14 protein-coding genes and 1 pseudogene are annotated in these 12093 nt (G+C 62.6%); 7 read left to right on the top strand and 8 right to left on the bottom strand.

All coding sequences use genetic code 11. The annotated features are described in order from the left end of the window. Window positions 1-17: 17 nt before the first annotated feature. Genes X741_RS162095 through speB form a run of 3 tightly spaced genes read right to left on the bottom strand, consistent with a single transcriptional unit; the run spans window position 18 to window position 2880 of the window. Window positions 18-857: an aminoglycoside phosphotransferase family protein gene (locus X741_RS162095; RefSeq protein ID WP_023776341.1), complete on the bottom strand. Its 840-nt coding sequence runs from the start codon at window positions 855-857 to the stop codon at window positions 18-20. A 58-nt stretch (window positions 858-915) separates the two neighbouring features. Next, the gene (argC, locus tag X741_RS162100) at window positions 916-1842 is read right to left on the bottom strand and encodes an N-acetyl-gamma-glutamyl-phosphate reductase (protein ID WP_023776340.1); all 927 of its coding nucleotides are present in this window, start codon (window positions 1840-1842) and stop codon (window positions 916-918) included. Between the two features lie 30 nt (window positions 1843-1872). Next, window positions 1873-2880 carry an agmatinase gene (gene speB / locus X741_RS162105; RefSeq protein WP_023776339.1) on the bottom strand — a complete coding sequence of 336 codons (1008 nt, stop codon included), beginning with the start codon at window positions 2878-2880 and terminating at the stop codon, window positions 1873-1875. 124 nt (window positions 2881-3004) lie between these two features. On the opposite strand from speB, the gene X741_RS162110 reads away from it, so the two are divergent. After that, on the top strand, window positions 3005-4213 hold the full coding sequence (locus X741_RS162110; RefSeq protein ID WP_023776338.1) for an acyltransferase: 1209 nt from the start codon (window positions 3005-3007) through the stop codon (window positions 4211-4213). Between the two features lie 97 nt (window positions 4214-4310). After that, window positions 4311-5349 (top strand): annotated as a pseudogene (locus tag X741_RS01000000166205) (glycerophosphodiester phosphodiesterase family protein). Between the two features lie 235 nt (window positions 5350-5584). Here the strand turns inward: X741_RS01000000166205 and rpsI are convergent. The 5 genes from rpsI to X741_RS162135 form a co-directional block, all read right to left on the bottom strand. Next, entirely contained in the window at window positions 5585-6067 is a 483-nt protein-coding gene (gene rpsI, locus X741_RS162115; protein WP_013895952.1) for a 30S ribosomal protein S9, read from the bottom strand. 1 nt (window position 6068) lies between these two features. After that, window positions 6069-6533: a 50S ribosomal protein L13 gene (rplM, locus tag X741_RS162120; protein WP_010915638.1), complete on the bottom strand. Its 465-nt coding sequence runs from the start codon at window positions 6531-6533 to the stop codon at window positions 6069-6071. Between the two features lie 264 nt (window positions 6534-6797). Further along, the gene (locus X741_RS162125; protein ID WP_023764106.1) at window positions 6798-7196 is read right to left on the bottom strand and encodes a type II toxin-antitoxin system HicB family antitoxin; all 399 of its coding nucleotides are present in this window, start codon (window positions 7194-7196) and stop codon (window positions 6798-6800) included. A 10-nt stretch (window positions 7197-7206) separates the two neighbouring features. Next, the gene (locus X741_RS162130; RefSeq protein WP_023776337.1) at window positions 7207-7392 is read right to left on the bottom strand and encodes a type II toxin-antitoxin system HicA family toxin; all 186 of its coding nucleotides are present in this window, start codon (window positions 7390-7392) and stop codon (window positions 7207-7209) included. A gap of 46 nt (window positions 7393-7438) precedes the next feature. Next, window positions 7439-7888 (bottom strand): PaaI family thioesterase, encoded by a 450-nt coding sequence (locus tag X741_RS162135; RefSeq protein ID WP_023776336.1) that lies wholly within the window; start codon window positions 7886-7888, stop codon window positions 7439-7441. A 169-nt stretch (window positions 7889-8057) separates the two neighbouring features. On the opposite strand from X741_RS162135, the gene X741_RS162140 reads away from it, so the two are divergent. The 5 genes from X741_RS162140 to X741_RS162160 all read left to right on the top strand — a co-directional run bounded on the left by X741_RS162140 (window position 8058) and on the right by X741_RS162160 (window position 12077). Continuing rightward, the gene (locus X741_RS162140; protein ID WP_023776335.1) at window positions 8058-8879 is read left to right on the top strand and encodes an enoyl-CoA hydratase; all 822 of its coding nucleotides are present in this window, start codon (window positions 8058-8060) and stop codon (window positions 8877-8879) included. A gap of 13 nt (window positions 8880-8892) precedes the next feature. Then, window positions 8893-9315 (top strand): VOC family protein, encoded by a 423-nt coding sequence (locus tag X741_RS162145; RefSeq protein WP_023776334.1) that lies wholly within the window; start codon window positions 8893-8895, stop codon window positions 9313-9315. A 27-nt stretch (window positions 9316-9342) separates the two neighbouring features. Then, complete coding sequence (locus X741_RS162150; RefSeq protein ID WP_023776333.1) at window positions 9343-10119, top strand: AAA family ATPase; 777 nt, start codon at window positions 9343-9345, stop codon at window positions 10117-10119. Then, window positions 10116-10637, top strand: a complete 522-nt coding sequence (locus X741_RS162155; protein ID WP_023776332.1) for a CoA-binding protein — start codon at window positions 10116-10118, stop codon at window positions 10635-10637. The genes X741_RS162150 and X741_RS162155 overlap by 4 nt, the downstream gene beginning before the upstream one ends. Window positions 10638-10796: 159 nt before the next feature. Beyond that, a complete protein-coding gene (locus X741_RS162160; protein WP_023776331.1) occupies window positions 10797-12077 on the top strand; it encodes an O-acetylhomoserine aminocarboxypropyltransferase in 1281 nt (426 codons plus the stop codon). Window positions 12078-12093 lie beyond the last annotated feature (16 nt).

Genomic DNA, 12093 nt, shown 5'->3' with positions numbered 1-12093 from the left:
CGCTACCGTCCGCGGACTTAGAAGGTGGCTCGCACCGTCCGGATCGCCGCGGCTATCGACAGTTCGCGGTTCTCCTCGACCGCATTGTCGTCCTCGTGATGCCAGGCCGCGGACAGGCAGCCATAGGCGATGGCGTGGTCCAGCATCGCTGCGGGTGTCTGCTTCAGCGTCATGGCAAAGACTTCGGCCATATGCGCGATCCGCTCCGGATCGAGGCAGAGTGCATCACGATCGAGCGGATTGTAGAACATGTTGGCGGCGTCGAAGCCGGGGTCGCCGAGCACGCCCTTCGGATCGATAGCCAGCCAGCCGCGCGGGCCATGCAGCATGTTCTCGTGGTGCAGGTCGCCGTGGAGCGGCCTGACATCGTGAGGGTTGGACAACAGCCGTTCGGCAATTTCGCCAGCCTCGACATACAGGCTGCCGTGGCCGTTGGCGCGATCGGTTGCGGCTTTCTTGAAAAGGCTGGCGAACCGCTCCCTGAGCGGCTGAAGCTCGGACGGGAAGGAGTGCTTCGATGGCGAGAGCAGCCTTGCCATCACCTCGGCGGCGATTTCGGTGGCGATTTCGTCGCCTTGCTCATCGAGAACCTTGGAAAGCAGTGTTTCGCCGGCAAATTCGAGCAGCATGCTGTGACCGTCGCGGCCAAGCAGGCGCACCGCGCCTTCGTCGCGCCGCCAGGCAAGGAAGTGCTCGCCGCGCAACTCGTCGGCGACGTCGTCGAAAGGCTTGAGCGCCTTGACGACGGCCGGCGAGCCGTCCTCGCGCCGCACCTTCCAGATGCGGCTCGAAAGCGTCTCGGCGATGAGTTCTGGCGCGCTGACCTTCCAGCGCGCCGGGATGGCTGGTGCGTCCATTAATGCATGTCGCTCAAAAGTGGCCCGGTTTTGAGAGAACGACATGCATAGACGCGCTTTAGAGCCCGAGCATCAGGTCCATGTTCTGGACGGCAGCACCCGACGCGCCCTTGCCGAGATTGTCGTAGACCGCCAGCAGCAGTGCCTGCGCGCGTTTGTCGTTGGCAAAGACGTAGACCTTCATGCGGTTGGTGCTGTTGTAAATCTCCGGATCGATTTCCGGCATGCGCTCCAGATGCGCGTAAGGCGCCACCTCGACCACGCCACCCTTGATCGCGGCGAAATGGTCGGCAATCGCGGCATGCAGCTCGGCACCGCTCGGCACGTGGTCGAGGCCGCCGAGCTGCAGCGGCACCACGGTGATCATGCCTTGGGCGAAATTGCCCACCGCCGGCTGCATGATCGGGTCATGCGACAGCTTCGCATAGGCCCGCAATTCCGGCACGTGCTTGTGCTGCAGGGTGAGGCCGTAGGGCAGGAACTCCGAAGCATCCTCGCCCTTGGTGACATAATCCTCGATCATCGGACGCCCGCCGCCCGAATAGCCCGAAATGCCGTTAACGGTGACCGGGAAATCCGCCGGCAGCAGGCCGGCGGTGACCAGCGGCCGCAGCGTCGCGATCGGTCCCTGCGGCCAGCAGCCGGGGTTGGCGATACGCTTGGCCGAAGCGATCGTCTTCGCCTGATCCCTGTCCATTTCAGCAAAACCATACGCCCAGCCTTCGGCCACGCGATGCGCGGTCGACGCATCGATGACCTTGGTGGTGTCATTGATGATCAGCGAGACACTTTCCTTCGCCGCGTCGTCCGGCAGGCACAGGATCGCGATATCGGCGGCATTGAGGAATTCGGCGCGTGCGGCCGTTTCCTTGCGGCGCTCGGCGGGAATGGAAATGATCTCGAGGTCGCCGCGCTCGGCAAGCAGCGCCCGGATCTGCAGGCCGGTGGTGCCGTGCTCGCCGTCGATGAAGATTTTCGGTTTCATTGCCTGATCAAATTCCCTGAAATCTCAAGACTATATGCCGTTACCATGATTCACCGCGGCACCGTTGTGGTTGCCGTTGTTCAGCTCTTCGAGCCGGGCCTTTCGCTCCGCCAGCAGGCCGAGATACTGCATGGCCACCATCGAGCCGGCAATCGCCGTTATATCGGCGTGATCGTAGGCCGGCGCAACCTCCACGACATCGGCACCGACAATATCGACCTGGTTGAGCTGCCGCAGCGTCGATAGGATCTTCGCCGAGGACGGCCCGCCTGCAACCGGTGTGCCGGTGCCGGGCGCATAGGCCGGATCAAGGCAGTCGATGTCGAATGTCAGATATGTCTTCTTGCCGCCGGTGCGGTCGACGATGGCGTAGGCGATGTCGGACGCGCGCATCTCCTCGATTTCATGGCCATGGAGAATCTTGATCCCGAACGTGTCGGGGGCATGGGTGCGGATGCCGATCTGGATCGACCGGTCGGGATCGATGATGCCTTCCTTGACCGCGCGGCCGACGAAGGAGCCGTGGTCGATGCGCTTGCCGTCGTCCTCCCAGGTGTCCTGATGCGCGTCGAACTGCACCAGGGCGAGCGGCCCGTGGATTGCGGCATGCGCCTTGAGCAGCGGCCAGGTGACGAAATGGTCGCCGCCTAGCGTCAGCAAGAAGGCGCCGGACTTCAGGATCTTGGCCGCTTCGCGCTCGATCGTGCCCGGCGTCTTCTGGTGGTTGCCTGAATCGAGCAGGCAATCGCCATAATCGATCACCGCGAGGTGCTCGAACAGGTCGCGCGAAAACGGGTATTGGGGATCGTTGTCGAGGATCGCCGAGGCACGGCGTATAGCCTGCGGCCCGAAGCGCGCGCCTGGCCGGTTGGTGACGGCGGCGTCGAACGGAATGCCCCACACGACCGCGTCCGCGCCCTTCACGTTCTTCGTGTATTTGCGCCGCATGAACGACAGCGCGCCGGAATAGGTCGGCTCGAACGCAGCGCCCGTTTTGGAGCGGGCTGTGAAGGCATGGTCGATGGTCTTGGTCGCCATTACTGGTCCTCGGTTTTCATCGGGGTGCAACAACTACAGAACCGGCACGGAAGATGCCAGTCACAGCTTGGGGAGACGAAACGGCGCCACCCGGGTGCCACGGCAAGACAGGATTTGTACCATCATGACGCAAACAGCGTTTCTTAATCCGTCCCGTGCCGTGGTGTCGACCCACGCCGGCACGATCGCCGGCGAACGCTTCTTGGTTCTCGATTCGTGGCGTGGCATCTGCGCCCTGCTGGTGGCGCTGTTTCACTTCCCGACCGCTTCGGTGATCTCGCAGAGCCGTTTCATCGGTTCGTCCTATCTTTTTGTCGACTTCTTCTTCGTCCTTTCCGGCTTCGTCATCGCCAGCAGCTACGCCGACCGCCTGAGCCAGCCGGATGAGGTCGCTCGCTTCGCGCTGGTGCGTTTCGGCCGCATCTATCCCCTGCATTTCATCATGCTCGCGGCCTTTGCCGGGTTCGAACTGCTGCGGCTGATGCTGCCGCAACTGCATGGCGCCGGCGCTGCTCCGTTCACCGGCGGGTTCGACCTGAAAAGCCTGCTTGCCAATCTTCTCCTGCTGCAAGGTGTCGGCTTCGAGGATCGACTGACCTGGAATGCACCAAGCTGGAGCATTTCGGCGGAGTTCTTCACCTATCTCCTGTTCGCTGGCGTCGTCTTCGTCGCCGGCGCGCGTGCCTGGATATGGTTCGTTGCCGCGGCCGTCACCGCGCCCCTGTTCCTGCTCGGCTTCTCCACGCATCATATGGATGTGTCCTATGATTTCGGCTTCATCCGCTGCTTCTACGGCTTCTCGCTCGGCGCCGTGCTGGCCTGGTTTCAGCATGATTCCATTGCAGGGGCGCGACAGGTTCTCGTCAGCAGCGGCCCACGGATGAGCTGGACCCTTGCCGAAATCGTCATGGTGGCGGTCATCGTTCTTTTTGTCTCGCTGGCGGGCAGCAATGATTTTGGCATCGCGGCACCACTGGTGTTCGCGCTGGCGCTGTTTCTGTTCGCCCACGAAGGCGGTTGGATTTCAACTCTGCTGAGGGCGCCGTTCATGCTGACGCTCGGCGCGCTGTCCTACTCGATCTACATGGTCCATATCTTCGTCCAGGCGCGGCTGATCAATGTCGCCGGGCTCGTCGAGCGCAAGCTCGGCCTCGGCCTTGTCGGCGACATCGTGCTGCGCGGCCAACCTGCGACCGGTTTCGGTGCCGGTTGGGTCGGGATAGCCGCGATCGTTCTCATGCTCGCTGCCACCATCGCGCTATCCTGGATCACCTGGCGCTTCGTCGAGATGCCGGCGATGGCATGGTTTCGCCGGCGAGCGAAACGCCTCTGACGCACCGGCCAGCACGCATTCCGCTAGCCGGCTTCGTTCACCTGGATGTCACGGGCATCGCTTATCCGGATCTCGATCCGGCAAGGAGCGATTCTCGATGCGGACCATCTGGCTGAGCGTTCTGTTTTCCACGGCACTCGCGGCCGCCTGCGGACAGGCCTTGGCCGGCGAGCCTCGACCGCTTCGAACACGCCAATCAGTGGCGCGACCACGTCCTGGTGGCCGCGCATCGCGCCGGCAGCATGCAGGCCGGCAAGACGCTCTATGCGGAAAATTCACTCGCGGCTGTCGAAGGCTCGATCGCCATGGGCGCCGAGATCGTCGAGGTCGACATCAGGCGCTCGAAGGACGGCGAGTTCGTCGTGATGCATGACAGTTGGCTCGACCGCACCACGACCTGCAGGGGCGAGGTGGTCAACTACACGCTGGCCGAACTGAAGGCCTGCCGGCTGGTGGTCGAGGGCACCGGCACTGTCACCAGCGAGACGGTCTCGACGCTGCGCGAAATGCTGATGGCGACCAGGGACAGGATCCTCATCAACCTCGACAACAAGCTCGAGATCGGCGACCTGCCGGGCATGATCGCGGTGGCCCGCGATCTCGGCATGGCGGATCAGGTCATCGTCAAGGAGAACCTGTGGAACCAGGGCAGGATCACCGCGGTAAAGGCCGCCATGGCTGCGATCGGCGGCGTCCAGTTCATGCCGATCATCGCCGATGACGCGGTGCATGATGCCGGTTTCGCCGAGACGGTCGACCACGCTTTTGCGCCGCGCGCGATCGAGCTGATCAACTGGCGGGCAGGCGCGCAGACCCTTACCGAGACCGGCGGGCCGCTGTTCAGCACGCGCATGCGGGCGGCGGCGGTGCGCGGCAACTGGCACATCTGGGCCGACACCTATGCCATCGTTGGCAAGCCGGGCGGCTTCCTGGCCGGCGGCCGTGGCGACGAACTGGCGGTGCAGGCCAGCCTGCCGCGTGAAGCCTGGGGTTTTTGGGCCGACCGCGGCGCCACCATCATCCAGACCGACGAACCGAAGGCGGCAATCGGCTGGCTGGCGGCGAACGGCTACCGCGTGCCTTATTCCGATGAGGTACGGCCGGTTGAGGCCGCCAGCACCGCCAGCATCAACTAGGAAAACCAGGAAATCCGACGCTGGCGCCATCACCCCACCCGGCGCTCTGCGCCGACCTCCCCATCAAGGGGAGGTAGGGCGCCAGGTTTTTGGACGGTCACGAATCCCGACACGCGCTCTTCTACCTCCCCTTGATGGGGAGGTCGCGCCGCAGGCGCGGGTGGGGTGACTGCCGAGCCGCAAACAAAAAGGCCACCCGGAGGCGGCCTTTTCGATTGTCCAAACTGCGGAGCGCTTAGCGCTTCGAGAACTGGAAGGAGCGGCGGGCCTTCGCCTTGCCGTACTTCTTGCGCTCGACGACGCGGCTGTCGCGGGTCAGGAAGCCGCCCTTCTTGAGCACGGCGCGCAGCGCAGGCTCATAGTAGGTCAGCGCCTTGGAGATGCCGTGACGCACAGCACCGGCCTGGCCGGAGAGGCCGCCGCCGACGACAGTGGCGACGATGTCGTACTGGCCCGCACGGTTCGAAGCGATGATCGGCTGGTTGAGGATCATCTGCAGGACCGGACGCGCGAAATAGGTCGCGAATTCTTTGTCGTTGACGACGATCTTGCCGGAACCCGGCTTCACCCAGACGCGCGCGATGGCGTTCTTGCGCTTGCCGGTGGCATAGGCGCGGCCCGACTTGTCGAGCTTCTGGACGTGGACGGGTGCCGCGGCCTGCGTATTGGTGTTGCCGGTGGCGGCGCCCAGTTCTGCGAGCGAGGAAAGCTCAGCCATCTTATGCGACCTTCTTGTTCTTGGAATTCAGCTTGGCCACGTCGAGGACTTCTGGCTGCTGGGCGACATGCGGATGCTCGGCACCTGCATAAACGCGCAGGTTCTTCATCTGGCGACGGCCAAGCGGGCCACGCGGCACCATGCGCTCAACGGCCTTCTCGACGACACGCTCGGGGAAACGGCCCTCGAGCAGCTGGCGCGCGGTGCGCTCCTTTATGCCGCCGGGGTGGCCGGTGTGCCAGTAATAAACCTTGTCGGTGAACTTCTTGCCGGTGAACACCACCTTGTCGGCATTGATGACGATGACGTTGTCGCCGTCGTCGACATGCGGGGTGAAGGTCGGCTTGTGCTTGCCGCGAAGATGATTGGCGATGACAGTGGCGAGACGGCCGACGACGAGACCCTCGGCGTCGATCAGGATCCACTTCTTCACCACATCCGCAGGCTTCTGCGAAAAGGTTGTCATGTTTTCTGCTCTCGGTTTGGACCTTCCCCAAAACAATAGAGAAGGCGTTTCTTGTTGCTTGGATTGGCGATGAGCACTTGCCCGCCGCCAATAACAAAACGGCGGCCTTTGCGGGCCGCTGCTTCGTGACGGCTTATAGGCGAGGGTGGGGAGCGCGTCAAGGCGATCGAAAAGCCGAATATCAAGAAAAATTAAGCAAAAACAGGCGCTTGTGTAAAAGGTATTATTTTACCACATCGATTTGCGATCGATTCCCGGACGATCTCAATGCTTTGCTTCGATTTCCCGGCGAGCGGCGCTTGAAAGGAACGCCGATCGCGTAATGCCACGCTCGCGTGCCGCGGCGTCGATCGCCCGCAAAACGCCGCGCTCGAAAGTCACGTTCGCCCTGACGACTGCGCTATCATTGTCGATGAGGGGGACCGAGACCAGATAACCGCCTTCGGCAAGCGCATTGCGGATATTGGGAAGGGCGACAATCGCTTCGTGGCTGGACGGTTCTGGAACAGGCATGTCCTCCGCCCATAACTGCAAGGCTTCGACGGCGTTGGGTACGATGTCTTCCGCTGCATCCGCGGCGGAAAAACAGCCGGGAATGTCAGGGAAGCGTATGCCGAAGGCACTGTCCGGATCTTTGTCGACCAGTGCGAAATAGTTCTTCATTGCGATCCCCTTACCTGATCCAACCAGCCTGCTTGGCTATGGCGCGAGCTGTACCTGTCGGCAGATCCTTCTCAGGGTGCGGAACAATCAACACGATCTCGCCTTTCCGAAATTTGTTGTGCGAGCCGCGTGAAATGAGCTCGAACCCTTCCTCCTTGAGGCGCTTCACGATTTTACGACTGTCTCGCTCGAGCAAAAATCACCTATGCGCATATATATACACATTGAATGGAATTCAATCGTCAGGATCGCTTCGGCGGGATCGAATAGGTCCCCGTCGCGTGCGCGATCGTGTGTCCGCCCTCGCCGGCGACGATGTCGATGTCGAACACCATCAGGCTCTTTCCCAGCTTCAGGATGCGGCAGTGGCCATCGATCGGTCCTGTCCCGGCCTTGCGGACGAAGTTGATGTTGAGGTTGGTGGTGACGGAGAGCGCATCCGGCCCGGCATGGCTGAGCACGCAGACATAGCCGCCTATGTCGGCCAGCGTGAACAGGGCAGGGCCCGACACGGTGCCGCCGGGACGCAAATGCTGTTCGCCGGCATTGAGCCGCACGATGCAGCCGCCCGGGAAAACGTCGATCGCCTCATAGGCCGCGACTCTTTCGTTAAGCTGCGGAAACTCGGTTTCCATCAGCGTATTGACTTGTGCTGCGGTCAGCACCGGCTCGAGTTTGGTCTGGGCGGGCATGTCGGGCTCTCGTTCTGTGCCAAGCCTGTATGGGCGCAGGACGGTATTTCTTGCAACACCTCCGTCCCTCTGGCGCAAGCAATCGGTGTTGGACGAAACCCGATCCGATATTAGATAGTCCGGTACCTGATACTCAGGCAGCCCGAGCGGAATCGCGGAGACCTCAACCATGGCCGAAATCCTTGCCATCAAGCCTGCCGCTGTCGAGGGGCCGGTCGCGACCCGGCTGGACAAGGGCGTGCTACGCCTCATGCTGGCCAACCCGCCCGCCAACGCCCTGTCGCTGGCGGTGATGGCGGCGCTGACGGCGGAACTCGAACGCGCCAAGGCCGACAAGGCCGTGCGCGTCATCGTTCTATCGGCGGCAGGCAAGGTGTTCTGCGCCGGCCATGACCTCAAGGAGATGACCGCGCGGCGTGCCGACGCCGATCGCGGCAAGGCCTTCTTCGAAGAGACGTTTGCCGCTTGCGCTACGTTGATGCAGACGATCGTGCGGCATCCACTGCCTGTCATCGCCGAGGTCGACGGCCTGGCGACGGCCGCCGGGCTGCAACTGGTCGCCAGTTGCGACCTGGCGATCGCCTCGCACGAAGCGACCTTCTGCACGCCGGGCGTCAATATCGGCCTGTTCTGCTCGACGCCGATGGTGGCGTTGTCGCGCAATGTCTCGCGCAAGCAGGCGATGGAGATGCTCTTGACCGGTGAGACGATCGATGCTGCCACCGCCAAGGACTTCGGCCTGGTCAACCGCGTCGTGCCGCGCGAGTACCTGAATCAGATTGTCACCAAATACGCACAAACCATTGCTTCCAAATCATCTTTGGTGGTGAAGACGGGCAAGGAAGCCTTTTACGCACAGGCCGAGATGGGACTGGCGGACGCCTATGCCTATACCGGCCGCGTGATGGTCGAGAACATGCTGGCGCGCGACGCGCAGGAGGGCATCGGCGCCTTCATCGGCAAGCGCAAGCCGGAATGGACGGACGAGTAAGGGAGACGCACTCATGGAACCGCGCATCTCCATCATCACCATCGCGACCGACGATCTTGATCGCGCGGTGCGCTTTTACGAGGCGATGGGCTTGAAACGGCATGCCGGCATCACCGAAGGCGTCGCCTTCTTCCAGATGGGGGGCGTCATTCTCGGCCTGTTCCCGCGCGAAAGCGCCGAGCAGGATTCCGGCGTCTCCTTCACCGGGGCGCCGTCCGCCGTCTATCTCGCCTACAACACCCGCTCTGATGCCGAGGTCGACGAAGTGCTCGCCATGGCGGAAAAAGCCGGCGGCCGCATCGTCAAGCCGGCCGGAAGTGCTTTCTGGGGCGGCTGGTACGGCTATTTTGCCGACGCCGACGGCCATGTCTGGGAAGTGGCGCACAATCCGGCCTTTCCGATCGCGGAAGACGGCACGATTTCGCTGCCCGAATGATGCAGCCCCAGCGATGCTGACCAATTGATGGCCCACCGCAAGCAGCTGACGCGGCTCAAGGCCCCCTATCTCAAACGCGTCCTGCTCGATCCCGAGCGCGTGAACGATTGGGAAAAATACCCGTGGAACCTGCCGCTGTTTCGCGGCCGCGCCTTCGAGCTCGAATTCACCACGCCGATCACCATCATCGTCGGCGAGAACGGCACCGGTAAATCCACCTTGCTCGAGGCGATCGGCGCGCTGGCCGGTTACGACGAGGCCGGCGGTGGCAAGGGCTACAGGCCGGTCGACCATTCCGGCGCCATCGACAAGAGTGGCGCCGCGCTGGCGAACACGTTCCGTGGCCATTGGCTGCCGAAGGTCACCGCCGGCTGGTTCTTCCGCGCCGAATCCTTCTATTCCGTCGCCCGCTATCTGGATCAGGCAGCGCTGGATTCGGGCGAGGCGCCGCCGGATTTCCTGTCATGGTCGCATGGCGAGGGGTTCATCCGCTTTTTCGAGGAACGCTGCCGCAGGCAAGGCATCTATATCCTCGACGAGCCCGAAAGCGCGCTCTCCCCGTCGCGCCAGATCGAACTGCTCAAGATGCTGCGGCGCATGGACCAGTCGGGCACCGCGCAAGTGATCATGGCGACCCACTCGCCGCTGCTGATGGCCTGTCCCGGCGCGCGGCTGTTCCGCATCAGCCGGTTCGGGCTCGAGCTCGCCGACTTTCGCGACACGGACCATTTCCGCATGCTGCGCGATTTCAGCAATGACCCGGATGGTTTTCTCACCGAGGCGTTGTATGAGGACGAGGCATGAATCACGATAGCTACGACAACACCTACATCGGCGGCATCCTCAATTCGGTGAAGACCATCGCCATGGTCGGCGCCTCGGCCAATGACGTCAGGCCAAGCTATTTCGTGCTGAAATACCTGCTGGCCAAGGGGTTTTCGGTGTTTCCGATCAATCCTGGCCAGGCCGGCAAGGAAATCCTTGGCCGCATGACCTATGCCAGGCTGGCCGACATTCCGGAGCCGATCGATATGGTCGACATCTTTCGCGCCCCGGCGGCGGTGCCCGGCATCGTCGACCAGGTGTTGCTGCTCGATCCGCTGCCGAAAGTGATCTGGATGCAGCTTGGCGTGCGCCATGACGAAGCAGCCGCGCGCGCCGAGGCCGCCGGCATCAAGGTGGTGATGAACCGCTGCCCCAAGATCGAGTACGGCAAGCTCTCCGGTGAGATCGGCTGGACCGGGGTCAATTCCGGCGTCCTGTCGTCGAAGAAGCCGCTGATGCGCCAGGGCTTCCAGAGTTTTGGCGTGCGCCAGAAATAGGCTATGGGCTAAGGCGCAAAATTATTCCGGAAAATGCTGCATTTTCCTGCGGCTTGGTCGAAGGTCCCACGCCGAAGGGTATTTTCTTCTTTGCATTCCGTGCCGGGCTTCGCCAAGAATGCCCGGCGATTTTCAGAAGGTTTTTTTAGGGAGGTTTCCGTGACCCGTACGCCCGGTTTCAATACGCTCGCCGTCCATGCCGGCGCCAAGCCCGATCCGGCCACCGGCGCGCGCGCCACGCCGATCTACCAGACCACGTCCTTCGTCTTCGACGACGCCGACCATGCCGCCTCTCTCTTCGGCCTGAAGGCCTTCGGCAACATCTACACCCGCATCATGAACCCCACGCAGGCCGTGCTCGAAGAGCGCGTCGCCGCACTCGAAGGCGGCACGGCTGCCCTTGCGGTGGCATCCGGCCACGCCTCGCAGGTGATCGTGTTCCACAATCTGATGCAGCCGGGCGACAATTTCGTTGCCGCCAATAAGCTCTATGGCGGATCGATCAACCAGTTCGGCCATGCCTTCAAGAATTTTGGCTGGGAGGTGCATTGGGCCGAAGCCAATGATGTCTCGACCTTCGAAAGCCAGATCGACGACAGGACCAAGGCGATCTTCATCGAGAGCCTGGCCAATCCTGGCGGCACCTTCGTCGACATCGAGAAGATCGGCGAAATCGCCCGCAAGCACGGCCTGCCGCTGATCGTCGACAACACGCTGGCCTCGCCCTACTTGATCCGGCCGATCGAGCACGGCGCCGACATCGTCGTCCATTCGCTGACCAAGTTCATCGGCGGCCATGGCAATTCGATCGGCGGCGTCATCGTCGATGGCGGCACCTTCGACTGGTCGAAGTCGGGCAAATATCCGATGCTGTCGGAACCGCGCCCCGAATATGGCGGCCTCGTGCTGCACGAGACCTTCGGCAATTTCGCTTTCGCCATTGCCGCGCGCGTGCTCGGCCTGCGCGATCTCGGCCCGGCGATCTCGCCGTTCAACGCGTTCCTCATCCTGACCGGCCTCGAAACCTTGCCGCTGCGCATGCAGCGCCATTGCGACAACGCGGTCACCGTCGCCGGCTGGCTGTCCAACCATCCCAAGGTCGCCTGGGTGAACTATCCCGGTCTTCCCAGCGACAAGAACAATGCGCTGCAGAAGAAATATTCGCCGCTTGGCGCCGGCGCCGTGTTCACCTTCGGTCTCAAGGGTGGCTATGAGGCCGGCGTCAAGTTCGTCGAGGCGCTCGAACTGTTCTCGCATCTGGCCAATGTCGGCGACACCAAGTCGCTGGTCATCCACCCGGCGTCGACCACGCACCGCCAGCTTTCCGACGAGCAGAAGGTCAAGGCCGGTGCCGGTCCGGATACCGTGCGGCTTTCCATCGGCATCGAGGATGTCACCGACATCGTCGCCGACCTGGAACAGGCGCTCGCCAAGGTCTGATTTTTGAAGTAGTGAG

Origin of the sequence: Mesorhizobium sp. LNHC221B00 (genome assembly GCF_000502935.1) — a bacterium.
GTDB lineage: Bacteria > Pseudomonadota > Alphaproteobacteria > Rhizobiales > Rhizobiaceae > Mesorhizobium > Mesorhizobium opportunistum.
Note: the sequence above shows the minus strand (reverse complement) of the source record. Positions and strands in the feature narration are given on the sequence as shown.